The organism is Cedecea sp. FDAARGOS_727 (genome assembly GCF_012273235.1).
Taxonomy (GTDB): domain Bacteria; phylum Pseudomonadota; class Gammaproteobacteria; order Enterobacterales; family Enterobacteriaceae; genus Cedecea; species Cedecea davisae.
In genome coordinates, this window is the sequence record NZ_CP050966.1 from 3,589,545 (window position 1) to 3,615,794 (window position 26,250).

24 protein-coding genes and 3 pseudogenes are annotated in these 26,250 nt (G+C 51.2%); 10 read left to right on the plus strand and 17 right to left on the minus strand.

What is annotated here, in order from left to right; translation table 11 throughout:
• Window positions 1-40 precede the first annotated feature (40 nt).
• Complete coding sequence (locus FOC35_RS22780) at window positions 41-241, minus strand: hypothetical protein (RefSeq protein ID WP_254065396.1); 201 nt, start codon at window positions 239-241, stop codon at window positions 41-43.
• A gap of 161 nt (window positions 242-402) precedes the next feature.
• On the opposite strand from FOC35_RS22780, the pseudogene FOC35_RS16860 reads away from it, so the two are divergent.
• Window positions 403-522 (plus strand): annotated as a pseudogene (locus FOC35_RS16860) (patatin); the annotation flags it as partial.
• Between the two features lie 158 nt (window positions 523-680).
• Here FOC35_RS16860 and FOC35_RS16865 read toward each other — a convergent pair.
• Complete coding sequence (locus tag FOC35_RS16865) at window positions 681-980, minus strand: hypothetical protein (protein ID WP_172569582.1); 300 nt, start codon at window positions 978-980, stop codon at window positions 681-683.
• A gap of 5 nt (window positions 981-985) precedes the next feature.
• On the minus strand, window positions 986-1,561 hold the full coding sequence (locus FOC35_RS16870; RefSeq protein WP_172569583.1) for a hypothetical protein: 576 nt from the start codon (window positions 1,559-1,561) through the stop codon (window positions 986-988).
• A gap of 393 nt (window positions 1,562-1,954) precedes the next feature.
• On the opposite strand from FOC35_RS16870, the pseudogene FOC35_RS16875 reads away from it, so the two are divergent.
• Window positions 1,955-2,218, plus strand: a pseudogene (locus tag FOC35_RS16875) (JAB domain-containing protein); the annotation flags it as partial.
• A gap of 24 nt (window positions 2,219-2,242) precedes the next feature.
• Here the strand turns inward: FOC35_RS16875 and FOC35_RS16880 are convergent.
• The 6 genes and pseudogenes from FOC35_RS16880 to FOC35_RS16905 form a co-directional block, all read right to left on the minus strand.
• On the minus strand, window positions 2,243-5,644 hold the full coding sequence (locus FOC35_RS16880) for a DEAD/DEAH box helicase (RefSeq protein WP_064793687.1): 3,402 nt from the start codon (window positions 5,642-5,644) through the stop codon (window positions 2,243-2,245).
• On the minus strand, window positions 5,631-6,404 hold the full coding sequence (locus tag FOC35_RS16885; protein ID WP_064793688.1) for a Hachiman antiphage defense system protein HamA: 774 nt from the start codon (window positions 6,402-6,404) through the stop codon (window positions 5,631-5,633). Before FOC35_RS16885 ends, FOC35_RS16880 begins: the two co-directional genes overlap by 14 nt.
• Window positions 6,405-6,595: 191 nt before the next feature.
• A protein-coding gene (locus FOC35_RS16890; protein WP_172568949.1) for an IS3 family transposase occupies window positions 6,596-7,743 on the minus strand; the annotation gives its coding sequence in 2 pieces (ribosomal slippage) (window positions 6,596-7,506 and window positions 7,506-7,743; 1,149 coding nt in all).
• A 284-nt stretch (window positions 7,744-8,027) separates the two neighbouring features.
• On the minus strand, window positions 8,028-9,008 hold the full coding sequence (locus tag FOC35_RS16895; RefSeq protein ID WP_048762588.1) for an NAD(P)H-quinone oxidoreductase: 981 nt from the start codon (window positions 9,006-9,008) through the stop codon (window positions 8,028-8,030).
• Between the two features lie 39 nt (window positions 9,009-9,047).
• Window positions 9,048-9,374 carry a carboxymuconolactone decarboxylase family protein gene (locus FOC35_RS16900; RefSeq protein ID WP_014229939.1) on the minus strand — a complete coding sequence of 109 codons (327 nt, stop codon included), beginning with the start codon at window positions 9,372-9,374 and terminating at the stop codon, window positions 9,048-9,050.
• A 41-nt stretch (window positions 9,375-9,415) separates the two neighbouring features.
• Window positions 9,416-10,855, minus strand: a pseudogene (locus FOC35_RS16905) (NAD-dependent succinate-semialdehyde dehydrogenase).
• 121 nt (window positions 10,856-10,976) lie between these two features.
• On the opposite strand from FOC35_RS16905, the gene FOC35_RS16910 reads away from it, so the two are divergent.
• A complete protein-coding gene (locus tag FOC35_RS16910) occupies window positions 10,977-11,909 on the plus strand; it encodes a LysR family transcriptional regulator (RefSeq protein WP_048762590.1) in 933 nt (310 codons plus the stop codon).
• A gap of 517 nt (window positions 11,910-12,426) precedes the next feature.
• Here FOC35_RS16910 and FOC35_RS16915 read toward each other — a convergent pair.
• Window positions 12,427-13,383: an alpha/beta hydrolase gene (locus FOC35_RS16915; RefSeq protein ID WP_048762591.1), complete on the minus strand. Its 957-nt coding sequence runs from the start codon at window positions 13,381-13,383 to the stop codon at window positions 12,427-12,429.
• Window positions 13,384-13,713: 330 nt separating this feature from the next.
• Window positions 13,714-14,148: a helix-turn-helix domain-containing protein gene (locus FOC35_RS16920; protein WP_196781243.1), complete on the minus strand. Its 435-nt coding sequence runs from the start codon at window positions 14,146-14,148 to the stop codon at window positions 13,714-13,716.
• 69 nt (window positions 14,149-14,217) lie between these two features.
• Here FOC35_RS16920 and FOC35_RS16925 point away from each other — a divergent pair, with 69 nt between their 5' ends.
• A complete protein-coding gene (locus FOC35_RS16925) occupies window positions 14,218-15,171 on the plus strand; it encodes an aromatic alcohol reductase (RefSeq protein WP_014229934.1) in 954 nt (317 codons plus the stop codon).
• 105 nt (window positions 15,172-15,276) lie between these two features.
• Here FOC35_RS16925 and FOC35_RS16930 read toward each other — a convergent pair whose 3' ends face one another.
• From FOC35_RS16930 to FOC35_RS16940, 3 genes are all read right to left on the minus strand, one after another.
• Window positions 15,277-16,137, minus strand: a complete 861-nt coding sequence (locus FOC35_RS16930; RefSeq protein WP_048762592.1) for an SMP-30/gluconolactonase/LRE family protein — start codon at window positions 16,135-16,137, stop codon at window positions 15,277-15,279.
• A 100-nt stretch (window positions 16,138-16,237) separates the two neighbouring features.
• A complete protein-coding gene (locus FOC35_RS16935) occupies window positions 16,238-16,711 on the minus strand; it encodes a DMT family transporter (protein ID WP_012539997.1) in 474 nt (157 codons plus the stop codon).
• Between the two features lie 14 nt (window positions 16,712-16,725).
• Entirely contained in the window at window positions 16,726-18,123 is a 1,398-nt protein-coding gene (locus tag FOC35_RS16940) for an amidohydrolase family protein (protein WP_172569584.1), read from the minus strand.
• 142 nt (window positions 18,124-18,265) lie between these two features.
• On the opposite strand from FOC35_RS16940, the gene FOC35_RS16945 reads away from it, so the two are divergent.
• Complete coding sequence (locus FOC35_RS16945; protein WP_048762594.1) at window positions 18,266-19,153, plus strand: LysR family transcriptional regulator; 888 nt, start codon at window positions 18,266-18,268, stop codon at window positions 19,151-19,153.
• Window positions 19,154-19,349: 196 nt separating this feature from the next.
• On the opposite strand, the gene FOC35_RS16950 is transcribed toward FOC35_RS16945, so the two are convergent.
• Window positions 19,350-20,243 carry a LysR family transcriptional regulator gene (locus tag FOC35_RS16950; RefSeq protein ID WP_041165285.1) on the minus strand — a complete coding sequence of 298 codons (894 nt, stop codon included), beginning with the start codon at window positions 20,241-20,243 and terminating at the stop codon, window positions 19,350-19,352.
• 116 nt (window positions 20,244-20,359) lie between these two features.
• On the opposite strand from FOC35_RS16950, the gene FOC35_RS16955 reads away from it, so the two are divergent.
• The 3 genes from FOC35_RS16955 to FOC35_RS16965 all read left to right on the plus strand — a co-directional run bounded on the left by FOC35_RS16955 (window position 20,360) and on the right by FOC35_RS16965 (window position 22,524).
• Window positions 20,360-21,325, plus strand: coding sequence for an aldo/keto reductase (locus FOC35_RS16955; RefSeq protein ID WP_082144865.1), 966 nt, complete (start codon window positions 20,360-20,362; stop codon window positions 21,323-21,325).
• A gap of 17 nt (window positions 21,326-21,342) precedes the next feature.
• On the plus strand, window positions 21,343-21,858 hold the full coding sequence (locus FOC35_RS16960; RefSeq protein ID WP_014229928.1) for an NAD(P)H-dependent oxidoreductase: 516 nt from the start codon (window positions 21,343-21,345) through the stop codon (window positions 21,856-21,858).
• A 93-nt stretch (window positions 21,859-21,951) separates the two neighbouring features.
• Window positions 21,952-22,524, plus strand: a complete 573-nt coding sequence (locus tag FOC35_RS16965) for a flavin reductase family protein (RefSeq protein ID WP_014229927.1) — start codon at window positions 21,952-21,954, stop codon at window positions 22,522-22,524.
• Window positions 22,525-22,713: 189 nt separating this feature from the next.
• On the opposite strand, the gene FOC35_RS16970 is transcribed toward FOC35_RS16965, so the two are convergent.
• Window positions 22,714-23,100: a helix-turn-helix domain-containing protein gene (locus FOC35_RS16970; protein ID WP_014229926.1), complete on the minus strand. Its 387-nt coding sequence runs from the start codon at window positions 23,098-23,100 to the stop codon at window positions 22,714-22,716.
• A gap of 308 nt (window positions 23,101-23,408) precedes the next feature.
• Between FOC35_RS16970 and FOC35_RS16975 the strand changes: the two genes are divergently transcribed.
• The gene (locus tag FOC35_RS16975) at window positions 23,409-23,984 is read left to right on the plus strand and encodes a YceI family protein (RefSeq protein WP_048762607.1); all 576 of its coding nucleotides are present in this window, start codon (window positions 23,409-23,411) and stop codon (window positions 23,982-23,984) included.
• 216 nt (window positions 23,985-24,200) lie between these two features.
• Window positions 24,201-24,806: a nitroreductase family protein gene (locus FOC35_RS16980; protein WP_048762596.1), complete on the plus strand. Its 606-nt coding sequence runs from the start codon at window positions 24,201-24,203 to the stop codon at window positions 24,804-24,806.
• A 208-nt stretch (window positions 24,807-25,014) separates the two neighbouring features.
• On the opposite strand, the gene FOC35_RS16985 is transcribed toward FOC35_RS16980, so the two are convergent.
• Window positions 25,015-26,205, minus strand: a complete 1,191-nt coding sequence (locus FOC35_RS16985) for a CynX/NimT family MFS transporter (RefSeq protein WP_014229922.1) — start codon at window positions 26,203-26,205, stop codon at window positions 25,015-25,017.
• Window positions 26,206-26,250 lie beyond the last annotated feature (45 nt).

The window sequence follows — 26,250 nt, forward strand, 5'->3', positions numbered from 1 at the left end:
AATAAGAAGCCAGCAGGGAGCATAGCTCTCAAAATACGGTTTAATGATTTGGCCCGCAACTGAAATGCAAAACAGAAAGAAGCCCGCTCAGGTTTCCCTGAGCGGGCTTCTTAAATTTGGCTCCTCTGACTGGGATCGCCTTTGCCAGTAACTGGCTAATAAATAAGCTAAACCTGAAAGCTCTTGTTGTCAAGACCACCAGAATGACCACCAAGTGCTGAAGTGCAACAGACCATAAAATGGCCTCTCGCCAGTCGGCTATCGAGTTGGTTTCTCTGACCATGAACGCCGCATATTAATGACCTGCTCAACATCGACTAAATAGCTGCGCGGAATAGTAGATCACTTTGAGGGAACCCAGCCCGGATTGTGCGATCAGATCAATCACCAAATCAAAACAAATCACCAACCTATTGTGAAGATCTCCACACTTATTTTGCGGATGGTGGTTTGGTCGCTAACAACCCCAGCTATATCGGTCTGCTGGAAGTTTTCAGGGACATGAAGTTTGATTTTCCTGATGTTACTCATAAAGTCAGTGTATGTATCGTAATAGGTGATGCTTTGTTTCCACATTTTCACCGACTGCACTCTTTGTATCTCTTCCTGCGAGCATAACCCGGATGCACTGGCTCACGCTGAAGTACCCGATACACTCGTGCATCGGGCATGTAGAAAGGTTACTGTGTTTGAAACTCCCAGGCATCAATCTCACCGAAAGTGATCTTTTTGCGATGGTCTACCGCTTCCGAAGGTACTAAGTATAATTTGTCTTCCATTTGGAAAAAATAATAACGATTTCCAATGATGATTTTTTCTTCAGGATCTGGATATTTTTCCTTAAATATTTCATTGTCATCGTAGAAACATTTTGCAGGATAAGAGACTCGATCGATAATGAGGTCAGTGGAAGTCATGGGGGCGTTGATAGTGTGCAAATCGCGAGCTTCATAGGGGGTTATGAACAAGTAGTCGGACATCAACTCTACTCGTTGAACAAACTCATGTTCACTATCGTTATTTTTTTAAGAATATCAACTAACCCGGAATAGAGAGCGTTTTTTTCAAAGAGTGAATTACCGGTCTTTGAGAATTTTACATATTGGTAAATCAGTTCATTGATAACTCTAAACTGCGGAATGGTGACAGTGGTCTCGCTGGCTGTCACTTCGGCACCGTTATAGTTGAGCCGATGGTGAAGCATTTTATTTCTAATCTGAGAACACATTTTGTACAGCGTATGAAGGAACAAATCATCAATTGAATCTTTATCAATATTGGATTCGAGAATGAGGATTTTTTTGTTGAAGCTTTCGTTGACACAGTCAAAACGAAGATCAACATAGCTATCCAGATAATCAAAGAAAATAGGAAATAAGACAAATTTTGTGTAATTATTTTGCAAACTGCTATTCCATGAGAAAAAACCTATGCAGTTTAATGGGTATTTTGTAGTTGAGCTACCATTCGTCTTGCTGTATAAAAATCTATTGTTTGCCATATTGTTCATAAAGCAGTTACCGATAATAGCCTGAACAATGTCAAAATGTTTTTGCATCATACTGTGACTCCATGTCTGTAAAACATAAAAAAACCTTAGATAAGAGGGGAATACTTAAATTTGCGCCAATGATCCTAACATTGTGGTGTTGAGACAAAAGCAATGATTGGTCACTGATGTCCGCCATTTTACCAAGAGTGTGATAGGGGTATCGTCTTGTTAACGGGTATACAGAACGCAGAACAGCAAAAAATCCTGCTTAAGTATCCTTAAGCGGACTCTTCTTAAATACGGCTCCTTTGACTGGGATCGCCTTTGCCATTAATTGGCTGATAATTAAGCTAAATCGCAAATCCCTTTCTGTCAAGCCCCCCAAACTGACCACTTATGCTGTACATGCAATCTATCTTGAGCATACAAATCTTTTGTTAGTCAGAGTTTAAGTACACCCGTTTTAGTTCCACGGCGCTGGTCAAGGAATACCTGCGCAGCGAGCTGGTAGGCTTTGAGCATGAAGTCTTTGCGGTGCTGTTTCTGGATACGCGCCACCGGCTGATCAAGTACCGGGAGATGTTCCACGGCACCATCGACAGTGCATCGGTGTATCCGCGTGAAGTGGTCAAGGAAGCCCTGGGGCTAGTTGAGGTGCGTATGCAGGATCAGGTCATTGTGGCCGGAGCAGGCTCCGTGTCGTTTTCGGAGCAGTGGCTGATTTGACGTACCATCTACACAAAAAAGCTATCAGTCCTTATCCACCCAACGCGCCTCGCCTTTTCCAATACGGCGGATGGTGACACTCGTTCCGTTCTGTAGAGATTCAACTTCAAGCAGGCTCGGTAGTTCCGCCTGAAGCCTCTGTCTGATTGTTGTGAGCTGTGAAAAATCTGGCGTCGCGATCGACACTTGTCCATCTTGCGGATCAACTTCAATACGCAGAGGCACTGTTGAGTCTGTTGCCCATTGCATGGTCCACTCCTGCGACGCCCACCTGCCATCTACGCTTGACACAACGTCGTGCCGAAACTGCTGCCAGATTGCATGAGTCTCAAGCGTGGGCCATCCAGGAACATGGTCGAAGCCTGCTACTTCTTCCGATCGTAACCAGGTTTTCATTTCCGCGCGATTTGTGAAGCAGGGCGCGAGCTGCTCCACGGCTGTCTTGGCGGCCACCCGCGAGGGCAGTCCGGCCCGAACAAGCATGGCCATGGCGTTGGACGGTAGTCCAGCTTCCAGGCAGGCGGCAGCAGCTCCTTCGACGGGTAGTTCTGATTCGTCTCCATTGATGCGCCGATTCATCCGGATGGCTTCAATCGCCCAAACCAGGCGATAGACAAATGCGTCGTCCACGAAGCGCATTCCCTCTTGGCCGATGGCCGCTACGTCTTGCCCTCGCACCCAAGCTCCCAGCAAGTCTCTCCAGTTCGCCGGCAGTGGGTCATCTGGAACGAAGGGACGGATCGCAAGAAGCCGCTCTCCCATTCCAATGAGAGCAGCGATCAGGGCATCTGCGTCACTGGCGAGGGCGGCTGCATCGCCACGGTCAAGAAGCACAGTCAGCTCGACAGCCAACGCGTCGATGGCAAGGCCCGATTCTAGGCCCACTCCCATCGCGAACTGACCTTTGCGTTGCTCGACCGTTGTTTTGTTCCAAATGAGCTGTGCTCTACTGAGGAGAATCCACACTTGCTTCTGCTTTTCGACGCCGTCAAGGTGAGCGATTTGCCTTGCCCAAAGTGAACCCGCAAGGGCTTCATCGAGCAGCCTTGGTAGATCCGCACTTTGCGCGTCAAGCGCTTCGACGAGCCCAAGGACGGTTGTATCCAACCGCTCGATGAGGCTCTCCATTGAGTCTGACTCCATCTCACCATCTACAGCGTCCGGGAACCAAGCATCTTGCGTGCTAGACAGGTAGTCCATGGCATCCCCACGCGCAAAAACACCCGACGTCGAGAGGCGACGTATGACCTCGTTTACCACGACAATGATGCCGCTTGAAAGTGACCGAGTCTTGGCCGACGTGACCAACTCTCTCCATCGCTGGTGGCGCCAATTTTCTGGCTGATGCATTACGTGGATCACGAGTCCTTCGAGATCCACGAATGCGCGCCCGGCGCGGCCCGCAACGTTGGCAAACTCCTCACCCGTGATCAGAGTGCCCGCCCTGTACAGATTTGGGATCAGGAGTACCGCTGCATTGAGGTTCAGTCCCTGCGCCAAGGTGGGTGATGCCACGGTAACGCGTAGAACGCCTGCGGCAAGTAGTGTCTCCACTTCCCGCAGGAAGGGGCCGGGAAGACGACCATGATGAATCGCAACGCCGATGGCCAGACAGCGTACTGCAGGATGTTCGGCGCCTAGCCACTCCCTACCTACGGACATGGCACGTTCAACCTCTTGGGCGTTGGCAAGCAGAGATGGCAGAAAGCCTCGTCGCTGCAGGTCCAGGGCAGTCTCGGCAAATCCTTCAACATGATCTCGTTGGGTGCAAAATACGAGAGCTCTCTTTCCTTGCTCAGAGAACTTCCATGCCGCTGCGAGAGTTAGCTCCTTGTTGTCCTTTGGAAACGCCTTTCGACGAGGGCGAATGGGTGGGACCTCTGGCACAAAGTGTCGAATGAAAGGGCCATCTGGCTCAAGGTCGAAGCTCAGCCGCGCAGAATTTCCGAGCCAAGACAGAGTGCCAAAGCGCTGACGCGTAGGGCGCCAACTGGACTGGATCGGATCGCCAGGCGCATCACTGCGAATCCACGCAGTCAGATCGTTGAGCTGATCGCCTGCCGGTAGAATTGCCGAAAGACAAACGATCCGTCGGTCGCCATGGTCAGTGCGCCGCAGCAACCGTTGCACCAGATTCTCATAGCGGATCTCGCGTTCACTTGGGCCAATCAGATGTCCTTCGTCTAGGACGATCAAGCCGACATCATTGATGATGTCGGGGTCGTTCCGCAAAGCAAAATCCAACTTTTCTGGGGTGGCTATGACGATGTTCTGTTCCCGCAGCGCATCCTCGTCATTTCCTGCTACACCGCTGCTTCCATACAGCGACGAGACAGAAAATCCAAGAGGTGTGAATGTCTTGCGGAAGGAGCGCTCGGTCTGAGCGGACAGAGCCCTGAGTGGTGTGACTATCAAAACGCGTTTACCACACGCCAGGGCCATCAACACAGCGATCTCTGCAATCCGTGTCTTGCCCGCGCTCGTGGGGAGCGCGACCACTAGGTCGTCGGAGACATCGACGGCTCGCTGTGCCGCCAGAAGTTGAGAAGGCCACAATTCGACCTCAGATGACCTCCTGCAGTACAACTCAGAGACAAAAAGCTTCCGAAGTTGTGCGTAGTCTTGCGAGCCAAGTGGCCCTTCGGAGGGCAGAACCTTGTGCAGACTGCTTGCCCAAAGATCATCTATCAGGTTCACGGTGATTCGAAGAATCCACCAGAGTGACACCGCGCTGGCCGCTCCGGTCAACGAAATCGCCCGTCTCAGCAGGTTGCGAGCTTCTACAACGAGGGACTCTTGGCCGGTTTGCAGGGCAAACTCAAAGAACACCAATGCTCTGAACATTGTCGACGTCGCTACACGCGAAACGATATCGTCGGGGTCAAGCGCTCCCTCGGCCGCAGCTCTGGCGATTCCCTCATCTCGGTTCGCTGGGCTGCTAAGCCAATCCCTCGCACGTTGAACCAGGCCTTGAAGATCACGCACGATTAGGAGCGCGAGCGCATCCTCGGCAGGCGAACGATTCTGATCGGCCTGTAATTGCGACAGAAGCGAAAATGCCAGCGCAGAGTAGTTGGCCAAGTGATAGGAAGCAGCCCCCATTGTTCGATAGAACCCTCGAGATGCGTCGGCCTGTGACCCGTTCTGAACCAATGCCTCAAAAGCCCCACCTGCCTGTACGAAGCCTTTTCGCCAAGTCACTGCATCGCCTCCAAGCTCGCGTAGCGCCAAGGAAACACGTAGTACTGAGAAGCCATAGTCCGCAAGATCGGAGTCGAGCCCTTCGCTGAAGGCTGGAGCGTCTGGTGGCAAGTTTCCTTCATGGCGAATAAGAGCCCTTGCTTGACCCCGGGCCTGCAGGCGACCTCGATATCCGTCTTGTGTGATGTCGAGCAGGAATGCAGTCAATTCTTCAATCGTTTCCAAGTGCCAGAGCCCTCTCGTAGCAGGCCAGAATGAAGGCCTGATGGTCTTCTATGCGCAAATTTGCAGAAAGATGGGGACGAACCAGATCCGCCGCTGCGAGATCGTCGTACAGTGCCTGAGGCGTGGCGTTGCCCGACAAGGTGAACAGCATGTGACTGGTTCGCCCTTGGGGCGCAGCTCGACTGGCGACTTCATTACGAATCCGTCTACCTATCTGCCGTCGTTCGCCTTCACCCTCCATGAGTCGATCCGCGACGAAGAGAAGGGATGTTGCCGTAGGTCTGCCATCGTCTCTGGACAGTGCTTTTCGCGCCTCAGAGATGGTGGCGTTGGCAAGGTTTGCACGACTCTTAGACTCGCCTTTTAAGTAGTGCAAATTTTGTTGGTCATCGAGCTTTAGACCGACGAAATCGTCGCCGCGCAGCGCCATCTCTCGACCATCCTTGTATCGCAGGCGACGGATCGGAACCTCGAATTCAAGATGTTCTTCGACCAACTCGGACGCGAGGATCTCGCCAAGCTCTCCCGAACGTGCTCGGGTGGAGCGCGGCATGCGCTCAGCCAAAATTGCAGCCGCGCCTGGATATCCCAACTCACGGACGTCTTCAGCTATTTCGTCCAAATTGTCGTAGTGAGCTCGGATCCGAGTAGTTAGGGTAGCTTCGATAGCAGCCCTTCCTCCATCGCGTTCGGACAAGCGCCATAGCTGCTTGTTGTCTTGCTCTTGGATAGTTATGTCGCACCAACGTGGATATAGCATTCAAAAGCTCCGTATTCTTATGCCAGGTCTTTCTGAGAGAGGTGGATTAAACCCTCAGTGCGACGGCCGCAAGCTGCAATTTTCTTCCAACCCAAAAGTTGCCTCACGTCATCACTTTAAGTTCTTCGACGTTACCCCGGCTTCAGCCTCGCGGAGAATACTAATGATCTGTTTGAATCGCCACGGATAATCTAGACACTTCCGAGCCGTTGATAATACTGGTTTTCATATTCTGTCGGTGACATCTGATTGCTCGAACCATGCCGACGCTTACTGTTATAAAACATTTCGATGTAATCAAAAATATCGCTGCGGGCTTCTTCCCGCGTTCCGTAGATCTTTTTCTTTATCCGTTCGCGTTTCAGCAACTGGAAAAAGCTTTCTGCAACCGCATTATCGTGACAGTTACCGCGACGGCTCATGCTCCCCTCCAGGCCGTGTGATTTCAGGAACGACTGCCACTCATGGCTGGTGTACTGACTGCCCTGGTCCGAGTGAACCAGCACCTGTTTTTGGGGATTACGCCGCCATAAAGCCATCAGCAGTGCATTCAGGACAATGTCCTTTGTCATCCGGGATTGCATTGACCAGCCGATAATTTTGCGTGAGAACAGATCAACAACCACAGCAAGATACAGCCAGCCTTCGTGGGTCCTGATGTAGGTTATGTCCGTTACCCAACGCTTATCCGGAGCATCCGGATTGAACTGTCGCTGGAGCCTGTTGGGCGATACGATACTGGCCTCGCCTTTGTGTGCCCGCGGGCTCCGGTACCCGACCTGAGCCTTTATCCCGGCACGATTCATCAGTCGCCAGACTCTGTTCACTCCGCACTGTTGCCCGCTATCCCGCAAGTCCAGATGGATCTTGCGATAACCATAAACGCAACCGGACTCCAGCCAGAACTGTTTGATCTGTCCCGTCAGTCTCAGATCTACCTGGTGGCGCTGAGAATACGGTTGCTTAAACCAGGCGTAAAAGCCACTGGGATGAACATTCAGCACCCTGCAGAGCAGACGAACAGGCCAGCAACGGGAGTTGTCACGAATAAAGGCGTACCTCAGTCGGACAGCTTTGCGAAGTACGCCGCGGCTTTTTTTAATATGTCCCGTTCATCAGTAACCCGCTTCAGCTCTTTCTGGAGTCGGCGGATCTCGGCCTGAGCATCTGACTGTTCTTTATTAGTGGATGAGTCCGGACCGTACTTCTTTATCCAGGCGTAAAGGCTGTGGGTGGTGATATCGAGACGTGTTGCAACGCTGGAAACAGAATGACCGCGACCAATAACCTGTTTGACTGCTTCAATTTTAAACTCTTCGGGATAACGTTTACCGCTCATGGGCACCTCTCTTTAAGTCATCTTAAATGACTCCGAAGTGTCTGTTAAACCCGTGGCGATTCAGTTTGGTGCCATGAGCGGACATCTGAACTTAGCTTTGACAAACAATGTAACAGCAATACTCTGGTATCACTTTTAACCCATTAGTGATGCTTTTTTGACGGTACTTCATACATCCTCTGACATTGAACAGCCCAGAGAATATTGCGCGGGCTGTTCATGCCAGATAGCGAAGGGGGTTAGTGACGAAAAGGCAGGAAAAGTCGCCTTATTGTTTGCGTCCTCTACATCGTCAACACAATTTTTCCGACATTGAGGCCGTCTTCCATACGCTGGTGAGCTTTGCTGGCTTCAGCCAGCGGAAATACGCTGTCAATCACCGGGCTCAGCCCATCTTTACCGAAGCGAGTTAACCAGCACTCTTTAAAGCGACGGGACATCTCATGTTTCACTTCTTGCGAACGCGATTTCATTACCGTACCGATAATCTGCAGATGGCGGTACAACACCCGATCCAGCGGGATCTTCGCGTTTTCAATCCCCCCCATGATGCCAATCTGCACCAGACGTCCACCAAAGTTGAGTGCATTCACGTTTCGTTCAAAATAAGGCGCGCCAATAAAATCGAGAATAAGATCAACCCCCTTGTTATCCGTACTGCTGGCGACAACCTCGGAGAAGTCTTCTGTCACGTAATCAATGGCGTGATCGGCACCCAGACGGCGAACGAGATCGTGTGCTGCAGCATTCGCGGTGGTGATTACCGTCGCGCCTGTCGCATGCGCCAGTTGCACGGCGGCACCTCCCACACCGCCGGCCCCGGCGTGGATCAGTACCGTTTCCGTGGGCTTCAGTTTCCCCAGATGGATAAGCGCTTCATGCGCGGTTACAAAGACCTCGGCAATGGCCGCCGCATGGATATAGTCCATACCTTCCGGCACTGGCATAGCCATCCGGTAATCAATGCGGGCCATTTCAGCGTAAGCCCCGCCCCCGACGATACCCATAATACGGTCACCCAAGTTGTAGCCTTTTACATTCTCCCCGACGGCAATAACGTCACCGGCGATTTCCAGCCCCATAATCGTCGAGTCGCCAAAATCAGGGCGGCCATACCCGCCGCGTCGGTGAGTTAGATCGGCCCGGTTGACCCCCGCTGCCCGCGTGCGAACCAGCAGATCATTGGGGCGCAGCTGTGGGTCTGCGACTTCACTGATATTAAGTACATCGGCCGGACCGAATTGTTCAAAAGTGATTGCTTTCATGATTCTCTTTCCCGAAATAAGAAGATGGATAGCCGTCGTTCAGGCCTGTTCTTCAAACGTGGCATTGGCATAACCAGAAGCGGTAATCGCTGCCGGGAAGCCTGCATAAAACGCCATGTGCGTAATCAGGGCGGAAATTTCTGTTTTGGTCAGCCCGTTTTCAATGCCGCGACGCAGGTGGGCCGGTAGCTCATTGGAATGATTCAGCGCGATAAGACAGGCGATGGTAATCAGACTACGGTCGCGTGGTGCCAGGTCCGGATCTGTCCAGACATCGGAATACAGTGGTTGCTCAACGAAGCCGGACAGTTTAGGAGTAAATGCGCGTGCAGCTTCACGCGGGCGAGTAAAATCAACAGCTTTCATGGTCAGTTCCTCTTATATTCTGTCATTAGTGCCAGTGTGTTTTAGATTTGGCTGATGAATTTATTCACCAGATAATGGCTGAGACCTTCCCGACCGCCCTCCGAACCATGTCCGCTTTCTTTCATGCCGCCGAAAGGCAGTTCCGTCGCCACCATGCGGTACTGATTAATGCCGATCATTCCGGCCTCAAGGCCATCGCCAACATCCAGCACGGTACGGGCGTCACGCGTAAAAGCGTAAGCTGACAGGGCATACGGCAGACGGTTTGCTTCTGCCAGCCCGTCCTCAAGCGCGTCGAACGGACGCATCACGGCGATCGGGCCAAAGGGTTCTTCGTGCATGATCCGTGCTTCCATCGGCACATCGGTAAGCACCGTAGGTTCAAAGAAAAAGCCAGGACGGTTGAGCCGTTTCCCTCCAGTGAGCACTTTCGCGCCCAGGGCAACAGCATCGGCAATCAGCGATTCCATTTTTTCCAGTTGGCGGATATTCGCCAGCGGCCCCACCTGAGTGCCTTCCGCTATGCCATCGCCGATAATCAGTTGCTCCGTCGCACTCACGAAGCGTTCGACAAACTGTGTGTAAACACCTCGCTGAATAAGAAAACGGGTTGAAGAGATACAGATTTAGCCGGTGCCCCGAAAACGGTTAGCCGCTCCGCCAGTTGCCGCCGCATCAATGTCGGCATCGGCAAAAACCAGCACCGGTCCGTGGCCGCCCAGTTCCAGGGTAATCGGTTTAACACCGGCGGCAGCACGCTCAGACAGCAGTCGACCTACCGGTACAGAACCGGTGAATGCCACTTTGCGAATAACCGGTGAGGCGATCAGCGTGGCGGAAACCTGATCCGGTACGCCAAACACAATTTGCAGTACGCCTTCAGGCAGACCGGCATCATCCAGGCAGCGTGCCAGAGCCAGCGCCGTCGCCGGGCTCTCTTCACCGGGTTTCAGGATCACGCTACAACCTGCGGCCAGCGCCGCTGATAATTTGCGTGCCGGGGTAATGGCCGGGAAATTCCACGGAGTGAAGGCGGCAACCGGGCCGATGGGCTCTTTTTTGACCAGTTGCAGTACACCGGGGCGATTTGACGGTACAACGCGCCCATCAATGCGGCGGGCTTCCTCCGCAAACCATTCAAAATAGTCGGCTGCACGCAATACTTCGTCGCGGCTTTCAGCCAGGGGCTTCCCTTCTTCCAGCGTCATCAACGAGGCAATATGTTCAGCGCGTTCGCGCATCAGGGCAGCGGCATTCTTCATGATGCGGGCGCGTTCGGCAGGCACGGTACGGCGCCAGATGTCAAAGCCAGAACGGGTGGCTGACAGGGCACGTTCAAGGTCGGCGGCGGTCGCGAGCGGCAAGCGGCCGATAGTGGCTTCGGTTGCGGGGTTAATCACAGCGACAGTGTCGCGATTGCCCGCTTCAATCCAGTCACCGTCGATGAATAGATAAAGGGGATCGTATTGATGATTTTGCATGGTCGTTATCCTCAGTGTGTGCGTGTTTGTGTAATGTCATTCGGCTGAGGGGATCTTAAGTTCAGCGCACATCACTGATAAGATGGCTTCTCCCCACAACAGCTATGCAAGAAATGCACAGATGCAATCAGAGAAATTTGCCGAGTTCCTTGGAGTCTTTGTCGATGTCGCCCGTGAAAGCAGTTTTTCGGGTGCTGGTCGCCGTCGCGGACGCACGCCCTCCTCGATAGGACGGCAGATTGATGCGCTGGAAGCATACCTCGATACCCCGCTTTTTTTGCGATCTACACGGCATTTAACCCTGACGGATGCCGGGGAAATGTTGCTGATTCGCGCCAGACGGATCCTCGATTCACTGGAGGATACGCAGCAGGAACTGGCGTCAATGAAGGGCGAAGTAACCGGTGTGCTGAGAGTGGCGTGTTATCCCACATTTGGTAAACGCTATGTGCTGCCGGTTATGGCAAAACTCTCCCGACAGTATCCGGCGCTGAGCTTCGATTTGGATCTGACCGAACGGTTGGCAGACCCCGTCGCTGAACGCCTTGATGTTGTCATCCGTATTGGTAATATGGCCGACAGCACGTTGATTGCCAGCAAAATAGCAACGCAAATACGTGTGCTGTGCGCAAGCCCTGCCTATCTGGAAAGCGCGGGGATTCCCGCCTCGCTGGACGACATCGCCTCACATCGGTTAATCGATAAGCTGTACGGTGCGGATCTGCTTTGCTGGTCGAGCGTGATTGGCCATCCGGCCAGAGAAAACTCGGGCCTGCCTATGTTTGGCTGTGATGATTTCGAAGCAATGCGTCAGGCAGCGGTCGAAGGGATGGGGATCGCGTTCCTGCCGGACTGGGTGGCGGGAGATGAGATTAACAGTGGCGCGCTGGTACAACTCTTTCCGGAAATGTCATCGCAACCACATGTATCTACAGGAATATATGCGCTACGCGCGTTACGTCACCCACCTGCCAGAGTCACGGTATTTCTCGACGCATTGCGTGAATTCATCGGACATCCTGCAAAATGGTCAACATTTCACTGCCAGCTCTGACGATGTAAGCAACATTGCCATTTTTATTCTATGCGAACTTCCGCTGTTCGCTTATAGCGGACATCATACTCCTGAGCCTGTCCGCTCCGAGCCCAGACTGTGTGAAAACTGTTTTGGTAGATTAAACTGCGACTAAAACAGGGCTGAAAACTGCGCTCATACGTAAACTAACCAGTCGAGCAATTCCAGATTTTGCGTAGATGCGCGCACTTCAGTTCTAGGGCAGAGTTTTCACACAGCCTGTGCCAGATATAGTCATTCGAACCCAGAGAGTTACACTTTTAAGTGATTCAGGGTATGCGCTTACTGGTTACGAATATTGTGCCAGAATCATGCGGTTTGATGATTGCCGCTTTGCTTTCGAGCCAGTAAGTGCTCCACGTTCGCTAACTATTTTGCTGGCATTGGAAGAGCGAAAATCGCTCTTACTGATGCCGTAAAAAGCTTGTCAAATGTCTCAGGGCGTGAAGCGGACGTTGCTGACAACAGTTTGAGTGATTCAACAGAGCGTCAGTCATCATGTATTATCAGGACAAAGATGCCCGCTGAACCAGTCAACAACCCTATTTATGACAACGGGTTGATACCAGTGATCATCACCGTGTTCTGCACCTTCGATAAGTACGTAGTCCGTTTTGTTCCCCGATTCCAAAAGGGCTTTGTAAAGCGTTGCGCTCTGCTTAGGCGATACTAATGTATCCTTACTTCCATGCATTATTAGGAACGGAGGTTTACATCCTTTGAGACGTCCTATGGGGCTTGCATTTATCGCTTTTTCAGGTACAGAACTGATGGAGGCACCTGCAAAATTCTTGAAAGCCACACCATTAATTAGCAGTGACTCCGCGACTGCAGGAGACTGATGCACTTTTTGTCGGTGATCCGGAAAACCGTCACCTATGTTACGCAGATCTGATATTCCGTAAAGCGTAGCCACAGCCTGCACATCAGCGGACTGGCTGAGAAAATCGCCGTGATCGAATGATTTATCGCCATTAGTGGTACCAAGCATCTGCGCCAGCCATCCTCCTGCAGAATCGCCAAATACACCAATTCGTGAGGGGTCAATTCCATAATCGTGGGCATGTTGACGAAGGTATCTTACTGCTGCTTTAGCATCTATCACTGGCGCAGGGAAAGTATCCGGAATTGTCCTGTATTCTGCCGCTGCAACAACAAAGCCAGCCTCCGCTAAAGCCATGCGCATTTCCACAAATTTATTGTGCTCAGCTGTCATAAATCCTCCCCCAGGAAAATAGATGATGGCTGGTTTCAAAATTTTGGTACGAGGAACCAGAAAAGACATATGCAATTGCCTGACAGAACGAGTGTTTTTCACTGTCTCATAAACCACATCACTGATATTGTCTATAGGGTGTTTAGTCAAAGCGACTTGGATAATTTTCGCCCCATGAATATAACCAGGCAGATCATGATAATCAGAAGAGACTTCACTATTTATTTTAGGAATCATAAAAAATCACCAGTTTTTAAAATATTGTTTCGCCAGTCAACCTATTATTCTGAAAGGATAGGTCATCCTGTCAGATAATTTTTAAGGCCGAATTAATGGTGGCGAAAATCAAATTCGCTATAACACCCATTTGAAATATGCACCGACTGATATTGATGATAGAGATACGTAAAATCTAATCCTCTTTAATTACACCATCCCGGCCGAGCCCGGTGAAATCGGTTCTGTCTCCGGATGACTACTGTATACATACATATCCGAAGGCTTATCTATTCAGATACTTGTATTCGTTACAAACCATGAAAAGTGATGTTTTATATTCATGGCCAGTTACGTCCCCGGGTTACTGTTATTTTTTTCATATCTCAACCGGTCTTCACGAAAGCGATCAGCATTATCGACAATCCAGGTCCACAGCGGGATCATCCGTACAAGTAACTCCATACCTGTATCGGACAGTTCGTATTCGACTCGTGGCGGGATTTCACTGAAATCATGGCGGATAACCAGTCCGTCACGCTCAAGCTGTCGTAATGTACGCGTCAGCATGCGCTGAGTCACTCCGTGCATACGCCTGCCAATTTCGGCATGACGCAGTCTGCCATAAACGCCAAGCGTGTTGACGATACCCAGCGACCAGCGACTTCCGGCATGAGCCAGCACCTCCCGCCGCAAGCCATCATCATCGTCTCTCAGCCCCTTACAAACAGCCTGCGAATACTGAAGAATATCTTCCCGATCCATTTCATTGACTCCCGGTATCATACATGTACCTTCTTTTTTAGCCTGTTATGAATTGCTAGAGTGGTGCAACAATTCATGTAAGGCCAGATTATGAACAAAACAGATCTTAACACTACGTCTGAAAATATCCTCGTGCTCGGTGCCGGTGAGCTGGGCCTCCCCGTTCTGCGAAATCTTGCCCTTCGGGCAAAAGATGTGGAGGGAACGAAAATCAGCGTGCTGCTGCGCGAAAGTACCGTAACGTCAGATGAACCTGGAAAACAATTCGTTATCACGGAAATCAGAAACCTCGGTATTAATATAGTCACGGGCGATCTCGTCATGAGTTCTGTCGACGATTTGGCCAGCCTCTTTGCGCAATTTGACACAGTCGTTGGCTGCGCGGGGTACGCGGCCGGCATAAATACACCGATGAAACTGGCGCAGGCGGCCCTGCAGGCGCGGATTCCACGCTATTTTCCATGGCAGTTTGGTGCCGATTTTGATGCCATCGGACGCGGCAGTCCACAAGACATCTTCGACGCGCAGATTGACGTGCGTGATTTACTACGCAGCCAGCATGAAACTGAGTGGGTCATCATTTCGACCGGCATCTTCATGAGCTATTTGTTCGAACCAGACTTCGGTGTGGTCGATCTGCAGAACGATACTGTTCACGCACTCGGCAGTATTGACAACACCATGACGCTGACAACTCCCGATGATATCGGGATGCTGACGGCAGCGATCGTATTTAAAACTCCTCGCATCCGGAACGAAATTGTGTATATCGCCGGTGATACACTGACCTACGCAGAGGTAGCAGATAAGCTGCAATCAGCGCTTGGCCGTCCTTTCAGCTGCACGGAATGGAGCGAACAATATCTGATGGATAAACTCGCGCTCAACCCGCAAGACATGATGTCTAAGTATCGTGCCGTTTTTGCACAGGGGCGGGGTGTTGCATGGGATAAAAAGCAGACATTCAATGAACGCCATAACATTCCGGTTACCGACGTGGCAGCCTGGATAAATGCAAATCTGACCCCGGGCAGCTCATTATAATCGTATTTAAGCTGCTGTAATAAATACCAGAGTCTTTCTCCTGCCTGCCCGAATATGGTGAAGAGAAAGACTCTGTTCCCCCTGTTGGCACTGATAGCAAAGCGGTTACGCTGTGTGCGCTGAAAACCGGCTCTCCGGTAAACCGGGGAATACGGCTGATTTCGCTCTTAGCAATGCTCCATCATGCCTTGACGGCACAGAAAGACCCACGCTGGCACTGGTACAATACAGCGTTGTGAATGCTTCTCCCGCGAGTGTCGGGCAAGTGCTCTGAACTCCTGGAGAGGGCAGGATACTCTCCGTCGTTCCGTCCGGACGATAACGTACAACACGGCTTCCTCCCCATTCGGCATTCCAGACATAGCCCATTGCGTCCACGCAGGAGCCGTCAGGCGCTCCCTTTCCTTCTGTTGCAGTGAACACGCGCTGGTTATTCATGGAGGGGTAATCACAGCACATTATACGGCCCTGCATCGAGTCACAGTAATACATCGTGCTGCCGTCCGGACTGAAACAGATGCTGTTCGGGATGGCCACCTCAGGCAGGGGTAGCGTCTCAATGCTGAGTGTCGCTGCATTTAGCCTGTGAAATCTTCCTATGATTTTCGCGGGGTATCCGTCATCCATGGTCCCGAAGACGAAATTACCCTCGCGGTCGCACCGACCATCCCCTGTCCGTGTTCCCGGTCCTCCCGGTGACGCCACAACCGGCGTAAAGATACCCGTATTCAGATCGCAGAAGGCGAATCGGGACGCCAGTCCCATCAATAAAACGTCAGAATGTTCAGTAAGAGCAAACGATCCGAGGCGTTCAGGCAGGGACCAGCGCATCACAACACTGGTGTCTTCTTCAAGGGCAAGCAGCTCGCTGCCTTCAATGTCAGTCCAGTAAATCCTGCGTGTCCTCTCGCACCAGATTGGGCACTCTCCCAGCAAATTTCTGGCATCAGCAGACACTGAAAACATGTTATTTCTCCCGCATATAAAAGTTTCGCATCGCGCCTGACCAAAAGCGTAAGGCCATCTGCATTATGGCAGACGGCAGTAACAAGCTATTCCCACCCTGTCAGGGCAAAAAACGCGCTGAAAGTTTGTCACCAAAAAGCATGATGGCGAGTCCTGCCAGCATGACCAGCATGCCCCCCAGTTTGAGTAGCGAAACCGGTCGCCGTACAGCACCCAGCAGACCGAAATGGTCAATCATCTGCGACGAGAGTAACTGCCCAACGATTGCCAGCCCGAGCAGGGCTGAAAAACCGATTTTCGGTGCCAGCACCACGTAGCTGAACAACGCACAGGCACCGATCAGGCCGCCCGCCAGACTCCATGCTGGCTGCGAAGGAATAGCAGCGAGAGAGCTAAATAACCCGCCACGTAGCAGCGAGTAAATCCCGAGGCTCAACGCCCCGGCCGTAAAGGAAAAGAACGCGGCGGTGACCGGATCGCCCCCGAGTCCTTTTGCGAGCTGACTGTTCAGGGTTGTCTGCAAGGTAATACCAAGACCCGCTGCAAAAGCTATTACGTAATAAATCGCGCTCATGCTGTTATTCCCTGTCAGTTTGCCTGTACCAGCGGCAGGAATTTCTCCGCAAAGATGTCCGGCTCATACCCGGCGGCGGCGAAAAGGTGTTCGCGTGATTCATCGATGGCAGCACGAAGACGCTCGCTGTCCACGCCCAGAACTTTGCCGTTCTGCTTGACGATGCGCCCGCCAATCATGACAGTATCGATGTTGCTGCGTTCAGTTGCATGCACCACCGTCCCGAAGGCATTCCCGTTCGGATAGAGATTGAGATCAGCAGCGTTAATCAGGATCAGGTCGGCCTGTTTGCCTGGCGTCAGGCTACCCACTTTATCCTGTAGTCCGGCACAGGTCGCACCATCGACGGTTGCCGACTTCAGCAGCTGCGCTGCCGGGAGCGTTGTCAGAGAATGCCCTGAATCACAGCAGTGCTGCTTATGCATACCCATCACGCGCTGCAGATAGAACGCCACGCGCATTTCCATAAACATATCTGTGCTGTAAGACGTTTCGTTATCCACGCTCAGGCCAGGATTGATGCCATGGCGCTGCGCGGCCTCAATGGCAAACATCCCGCTTTCAATGCCATAGTGCGAATCTGAGCGCGGACAGACGTTCACTCGTACGCCGGCTTCACGCAGGATTTCCCAGCCCTCATCAGGCAGTGCTGTGCAGTGATTGAAGATATTGTCCGGGCCCAGCAGGCCCTGCTGATGCAGTGATTTAAGCTCTGAAGCCATCTCAGCCCCAAAGAATTCGGTCACGATTGGCAGCCCGAGCCGGCGGGCCTCGGCCCACAATTCCGGCTCCAGCTGGGCCATGACGCCCAGAGAAACCAGTCCCTCAGGATTGTCTTTGAAATATTTTTCCTGCAGACGCTGCCAGTTACCCGGCCAGTGCGCTCTGTCCCATTCGCCTGCTACCGGCGCGCCGGACGCATGAATAGCGCGAATTCCGGCATCAAGCAGGGCTTCAACGGCGGCGTCTGCATGTGCTGCGGTACGGCTGTTGTGCGAGTTATCAATCATGGTAGTGATACCCGCATCAATCGCGCCCAGCGCCGTCAGGAGATTACCGACATAGATATCTGCGGGCCGATAGTATTTCGCAAACGAGAAGTGCGTGGCATTGCTATAGTCGTCCAGACAGGTGGCGTTTGGGTTGATGCGGCGCAGCTGGCCTTCCCAGGCGTGACGATGAGAATCGACCATCCCCGGCATGGCAATCATATTTGTGGCATCAATGACGTGAGCACCCTCGGCGTTCAGGTCCTTACCGATGGCGGTGATGGTTGACCCTGTGACAAGAATATCGCCACGTTCATGGTTACCAACATTCTCATCCATACTCAGTATGGTTGCACCGCTGATCAGCGTTACCGGCGCATTTTCCGTCTGATTGTTAACAATATTTCTGCAGTAATCGGTCATTTGAATTGTCTCTTTCAGGTTCAGAAGGAAAACAATACGCCTCCTGTTTAAGCTGAAAAAGATGACTAACGTGTTTTCATCATTCAGAATTTGCGAATAATGATGGTTATCACCGTCACATGCTATTCAGGAGCGCAATCAGGTGGATCGTATTCAGGCTATGCAGGTTTTTATAAGGGTGGCTGAGGCCGGAAGCTTTGTCCGGGCAGCGGAAACACTGTCCCTGCCTTCTTCTACTGTTACCAGCACCATCAAAAACCTGGAGAAATATCTGCAGGTGCGTCTGCTGAACCGGACCACAAGACGTGTCAGCCTGACTCCGGAAGGTATGCAGTATCTGGCGCAGTGCCGGGAAATTCTGGCCTTAATTGAACATACGGAAGCCAGTCTGGCCGATTCGAACAGGCGCCCCCGTGGTCGTTTACGCGTTGATATGCCCGGCGGTATAGCGCACTTCCTCGTGATGCCAAACCTGAAAGAGTTCTACAGCCGTTATCCTGATATTTACCTGATGATCGGCGTCAGCGACCGGCAGGTTGACCTGGTTCAGGAGGGCGTGGACTGCGTGATCAGAACCGGAGAGTTACTTAACTCCACGCTTGTAGCCCGTCCGCTCGGAGAATTTCGCTGGATCACCTGCGCCTCTCCCGATTATCTCAGGGAGTACGGTATTCCGCAGTCACCTGAAGATTTATCTCATCACCGGGCTATTCATTATTTTTCCGGACAAAGCCGGCGTACAGACGAATTGCGTTTTGTAAAGGGAACAGAAACGCTGTCCGTACCCGTCAGGGGGCAGGCAGCCGTCAACGAGACGGGACTCTATATAAAAATGTGCCTCGAAGGATTCGGGCTGGCGCAGCTTGCTGAGAACGTTGTAGCAGAACACCTTCAGAAAGGAACGCTGGTTGAAGTCCTGGCCGACTGGCAGCCGTCGTCTGTTCCTGTCGCATTGCTTTATCCCCATCAGCGTTTTCTTTCACCCGCCGTACGTGCATTTGCAGACTGGATAGATGAAATATTCAGTTGATACGTCTGTCACAGCTCCCCGTTGCATACTAAAAGTCAGCAGTATTCAGGGGACCTGAAAGAACGGCAGACTTTATTTCGCGGATATGAGCATCCCGGAGCAGCGACTTCCCGGAGAAAGGCTGTACCCAGAAATTCACATCTCCGGTTTACGGGGGGACGCCGGCTAAGAGCGCCAGCCACATCCGGGCCCTCTTTTAACTAAAGTGTCTGAGTAAAATATTTTCAAGGATGTGAAAAACGGTCCTGATGCGCTGTGGTACCAGGGTCTGATAGGGCCGGTAAAGATAAAGCTGCCAGGTTTCCAGTTTCAGTTCCGGCAGGACATTCACCAGCCTGCCGTCTTCAAGGTATTCCCTGCAGGCCAGATTACTCGACTGAATCACGGCTTTACCGGTTAACGCAGCCTGAATCTCAGACTGGGAGTCGGTGGTAAAAAACTCCAGGTGCCGGGGAATAAAGGTATTGACGCCGTCGAGCATAAATTCAAACACCTTGCCGGTTTCAGGGTTAAGCAGACCGCTGAAAGGGTAACGCTGACGCAGGTCTTCAAAATTTTTCGGTGCGCCCAGCCTGTCAATGAGCCGGGGAGAAGTCATCAGGGCATGATGAACCAGCGTAATGGGCCTGACGATAAAATTCGGGTTTGGCTCCCGCTCTATACGGATCCCCATATCAATACGGTTCTGGACAGTATCCAGCTTCATCATGTCTAACCGCCAGTCAATAAACAGCTCAGGATAGGGATCGAGAGCGGTCAGAAGCTCATATAACACCTGCTCGTGGCCGGGAAACCGGAATAGCGTGATCCTCACAACACCCTTCATCTCATTGTCATCTCTGGCCGTCTGGAAAAGGGCCTCTGAGTCTTCAAGCAGCCGCATGGCACGGGGCAAGAAAAACTCACCAAAGCTGGTCAGCACAATGGATCGGGTATTGCGCTTAAAAAGCGGTTCGCCAAGCTGATGTTCCAGATCAGCAATCGTGCGTGTCACCACGGATGGAGAAATGGCCAGCCTGACTGCCGCTTCGCGAAAATTCATTGTTTCTGCAGCAGTAACAAAAAATCTCAGGGCATCGAGTTTATTCATAATAATTGTGATTTTAGCAATTCTGATTTTCTAAATTAACAATTTTTCAGCAATAAATCCAACCGTATACTTAGCATCTAAGAATAGTTAATACCTTAAAGAAGGGTGAAATAATCGTGAAAATTAGAAGGTTAGGTAGCCAGGGGCTTCATGTCTCGGAAATGGGGCTGGGGTGCATGGGCATGGACCATGGCTATGGCTATTCAGTTGAGATCCGGGAAAGGACAAAGCTGATAGACAAGGCTGTAGAGCTGGGCTGCAACCTTTTCGACACTGCCCCCATTTACGGATTTGAAAACGAAAAACTGCTGGGGGTAGCGCTCAGCAAACACAGGGACAACGTTGTCATCGCGACCAAATTCGGCGTGACAGGAATGGAAAATAGTGATGGACAGCTGGTGCCGGTATTAGACAGCCGTCCGGCATCTGTCAGAGAGCAACTGGAAGGTTCCCTCAGGCGCCTGAAGACCGACCATATCGACCTGTTTTATCAGCATCGTGTCGACCCAAAAGTTGAGCCGGAAGTGGTGGCAGGATTAATGAAAGAGCTGATCGCGGAGGGCAAAATAAAGTACTGGGGCTTATCCAATGCGCCCGTATCTTACATACGCCGGGCTCATGCCATCTGCCCGGTCACTGCGGTTGAAGACCAGTATTCAATGATGTGGCGTAAACCTGAACAGGATCTGTTTAAGGTCTGCGATGAACTTGATATTGGTTTTATGGCCTACAGCCCGCTGGGTAATGGATTCCTGAGTGGTCAGGTCACAGCTAATACAACCTACGGGGAAGGCGATTACCGGGGCATGATGGGGCGCTTCAAACCAGAGGTGATGGAAAATAACCAGACGCTTCTTAAGCTAATCGCTGAAATTGCAGAAAGAAACAACGCAACTTCAGCACAGATTGTTCTTGCCTGGGAGCTGGCTCAGAAGCCTTACATTGTGCCGATCCCGGGAACAACAAAACTACACCGGCTGGAAGAGAATTTTCACGCCGCAAATGTTCAGCTCAGTGACGCCGAATTAAATGATATCAACGAAGCCTTATCCCGGCTTGAAATTGACGAAACATTCTTCTGAAAAAATAAGAGATCGCTATGAAAACAACAGTATTTGTTACCCATCCCAACATTAATCAGTCCCGGGTAAACTCAGCCCTGGCAAAAGGTGCAGCATCACTGACAGGCGTTGAAGTGCGTTATCTCTATGACCTGTATCCGGATGGCAAAATCGACGTGGCCGCTGAACAGGCTGCCCTGGAGAAGACGGATCGTGTCGTGCTGCAGTTCCCTATGCAGTGGTACAGCACGCCGCCACTTCTGAAACAGTGGCTTGACGATGTACTGACGTACGGCTGGTCACATGGTGGAGAAACACAGGCGCTGCACGACAAGCAACTCATGCTGGCAGTTTCGCTTGGAGGTGCTGAGTCTGCCTATCAGCCTGATGGCGCTGCCGGACATACGGTAGGAGAGTACCTGCTGTCTTTTGAAACCATCTCCGGGTATCTGGGTATGAACTACATCAAGCCGTTCATTACAGGCGGAAGCGCGACGATAACTGACGAAGAAATCGCAGCTCAGGCCGGACGATACAAAACGGTATTAGCCTGATTATCTTCAGGCGATCATCAGTGTATTAAAACGCCTTCAAATGTGCCGTTGCTGATAACGGCACATTTTTCATTTATGGGAAGGAGAAATCGTGTGTCTTTACAGCCAGTCGAACTGAACAAAGCATATCGATTATTGCAGGTCGGCCCAACTACAATGATTTCCGCTAAGCATAATGGTAATGCCAATGTGATGGCCGCTGCCTGGGTGAGTCTGGTGGGGATCAATAAAGTCATGGCGTATATCGGTCCGCAGGCTTATACCCGTGGATTGGTGGAAGAAAGTGGTCTGTTTGCCGTACAGATCCCCGTAGTCAGCCAGATGGAAACCGTTTTGTACGCAGGTGAGCACAGCTACCGTGACAGGCCTGACAAGAATCATAAAATACCGACGTTCTACCTGAAAGAGTTCGATGTTCCGCTGGTAGAGGGTTGTGCTGGCTGGCTTGTATGTAAGGTAATACCCAACGCGGCATATGAGCTGGAACATAATCTGTTTATGGGAGAAATTGCCGGCGCGTGGAGTGACGATCGGGTTTTTCGCAATGGACACTGGATATTTGATGAAGCACCTGACGAATTACGAACCATACATTATGTCGCCGGGGGGCAGTTTTATGCCATCGGCAAAGGAACCCGGTTTGACCATGGGCCGGGCAAAGACTGAGACGCGAGTGCTTTTTGTACTGATACAACAAACTGCAGGGACTTGTTGTTAAAATGCCTTGCTGTTCCCTCATGGCCAGCAGGCGATACCGCCTCTGAGCCAGCAAGGGAAGTCGCTTTTCGGCGCCTGCAGCCTGCCTTCTTATATGCTCCTGTTAGCCCGCAGCACTCATAAATGAACAATGGCATGTCACATGGAAGGATCAGTGTCTTTAATCAGAAAGTGACAGTTTTGTTCTACCCACCGGTTGAGTTCATTCGCTGCCTGCCAGAGGGACGTTCCCAGTTCCGTGAGTGCATATTCGACTTTGGGCGGTACTTCACGAAAGACAGTGCGCGTAACAAGATTCCTGCTTTCAAGTTCCTTAAGATTCTGTGACAGCACCTTTTCTGATATACCCTGAATTTTTCTTCGCAAATCACCCGGCCTTGATGCACCGTCAGAAAGGGCATGAATAATGAGCAATGTCCATTTGCTCACCAGAACCTCGAGAACTTCACGGGCAGGACATGCCTCCCGCAAAACATTACCGGGTTCTTTGTTGTCCAGTGTAAAACAGTCGTTGAATTTTTCCATACTTACCTTGAGGTGGGTACTTGAAGATAAGTTAGTCTAAATCTACTATAGCGCTGAAATCAAGAGATTTGCATGTGCCATGCTGCTGCGGCTTAACCATCGTAATTATTGAAATAACCAGATAATGAGTTGGTAATGCTGAGTTTGTGACACGATAATGTCATACGTTACGAACACTGATAGCCATTAGCCGCCAGCACGAACAAATAATTTTTTTGTGTAATAACGAAAATTTTATCAAATAAGCCGGCTTGCTATATAAGCGCCTGCGCTAATAACAATCAATCCTTATGAATCGGGTTATATCAATGAAATATCATGTACTTTCTGCTTCACTGTTATTTTCACTTCTCTTTACTACTGCTGCACAGGCGAAAACAGCGAGTTATAAACTTGATGAATCGCATACGTCTGTGGTTATTAGCTGGAACCACCTAGGTTTTTCGAACCCGACGGCATCCCTTCATCATGTAGATGGCACAGTTAAGTTCGATCCGGCAACAAAAATTTTATCACTGGTTGATATCAACATTCCTGTAGCCAGTATTGATACCGGCGTTCCAGCACTGAATAAAGAGTTTGGTCAGCCAGATTATTTTGATGCGGAGAAATATCCGGTCGCAAATTTTAAAAGCACCAGCATTGAAATGAATGGTGATAAGTATGACGTACGGGGAAATTTAACCATTAAATCCATAACCCGGCCGGTTATTCTTCATGCAACCCTGAACAAAGCAGGTTTTCAGGCTATGGAGAAGAAAAATGCGGTAGGTTTTAACGCCACCGGTGTGATTAAGAGATCAGACTTTAAAATTGATAAATACGTTCCTTATGTAAGCGATAATATCACACTGACCGTGTCTTCGGAGGCGTATTCAGATTAATAAGATGCGGAGCCGTTAATGCTTCAGAAGCGTGGGCTGATGAAGCATCTTTACTTCCAGTCCAAACTTTTAACAATGTCGCATCCTGTCCGTAATCCTTCGGAAAGCATGCACTAATGAGTCAGCGTGTATTATTGCATGCTGACCCTATCAGTCCAGTCAGAGGGCAAGACGGGGCAAATTACGATGTCAAACAATTCATCTGAGGGCTAATTCATGACAGGTAACTTTTTAGAGCTTGCCAGAAAACGACGCACCATTTATGTACTTGGAAAAGATATTCCTGTCCCGGAGAACGAGCTGATCGGCACTGTCATTGAGGCAGTGAAGCAGGCTCCTTCTGCTTTTAACTCGCAAAGCTCAAGGCTTCTGATTTTACTGGGTGAGCAGCACGCTCGCTTATGGGAACTCACGCGTGAACAGTTACGCAAAATCGTGCCTGCAGAAAGTTTCTCCGGCACCTCAGATAAAATAGACGGGTTTGCAGCGGCTGCCGGCTCAATACTTTTTTTCGAGGATCAGGATGTTGTCAAGTCACTACAGGAGCAGTTTGCGGCCTATGCGGACAATTTCCCGGTATGGTCTGAGCACAGCACAGGTATTGCACAGTATGCTGTCTGGCTGGCGCTGGCTGAAAAAGGAATTGGTGCCAACCTGCAGCATTATAATCCTCTGATCGATGAAGATATTCGCACTGAGTGGAATGTTCCTCCATCATGGAAACTCCGCGCGCATATGAATTTCGGTGCCATCCTTTCACCCGCCAGTGAAAAAGCCTTTATGAGTGATGAAAAGCGATTCATCGTTGCCAAACAGTCATAAGGCTTGTTTATTATATTATTACTGACCGCGATCGCCCTGAGCTTCAGGGCGGCCGCTGAATGTTACGCTCGCCCTGAGCGGCCTTTTCACCGAAAAGTCCGCTCATCGGGATAGTACAGATGGCTCCGGTACCATTAAGACGCTTCAGAACCTCGATGGAAAGCATCCGCCGCAGAGGATCAGCTGGTACCTTGCTGTGTAAACCCATTCAGCCCGGCTGCTGTACAGGTTCCAGGTGCGCATCTCGTCCGGCAGCCATTCCGGTGCAGGCTCCTGCAACTGAGATTGCTGTGGTCATCAGTAATGGCACCGTCCAACCTCCGGACAACTCCTGTACTTTACCCAGCAACAGCGGTCCCATCGCCGCCATCAGATAACCGATACTCTGCGCCATACCTGACAGCGCGGCAGCATCACCAGCGTTTGTAGTGCGCAACCCGATGAAGGTCAGACCCAGCATCATGCTGGCACCCGAGCCGAAGCCGAGGAGTGCAGCCCACAGCATCGCCAGATTTGGCAAATAAAGGATGCCAATAAAGGACACTGCGGTTAACAGGCTGACGCCAGCAGCGGCTAATTTCTGATCGTTAAGACGACGCAGCGTGGCTGCCAGAATCAGGCCGGGAATGGCGGTGGTGAGCTGAAGGATGCCATGTACCTCACCAGCCTGAGCTGAGGAGAGCCCACTGTCTGTCAGAATGGCTGGCAGCCAGCCGACCGCAACATAAAACGGCATCGCATTCAGGCCCATAAACAAGGTGACCTGCCACGCCAGAGACGAGCGCCAGACCGCAACGGTCGCTGCTTTTTTCTCACCTGCTACTGGCAGTTGATGCTTTTTCTTCAACTGCGGCAACCATAAAAGCAACGCAAGGAGCGGTGCAATAACCAACATGGCTAACGCGATGTTCCAGCCCCAGCTCTGCGTCAGAGGAATGACAATGGCAGATCCAATGGCGCCAGCGGCGCCCATGGTGATGGAATATGCTCCCGTCACGGAAGCCACGTTGCCGGAAAAGTCACGTTTGATCAGGCCAGGCAGCAGGACATTGCCCAGGGCAATCCCGATACCAATTAACACTGTTCCGCCATAAAGCGCCCAGACGCTGTCTGTTGAGCGAAGCAGAATCCCCGCTGAAATCACGACCAGGGCACCAAAAAGGGTGCGTTCCAGGCCGTACTTGCGGGAAATCGATGCGCTCAGTGGAGAAAAGGCGGCAAAGGCCAGTAAAGGAAGCGAGTTAAGCAACCCAACGGCTGTGATACTTAGCCCAAAATCATGGCGAATGGACTCTAAAACGGGTGCTATAGCGGTAAAAGGAACACGCAGGTTAATGGCGATAAAAAGGATGCCGGTCACAAGTATGATTGAAGACCACTTGTTCGTAGTGTGGGACATAAGTTTTGCTTTCTCTGAAAAAAGAAAGACTTTAAAGGACGCATG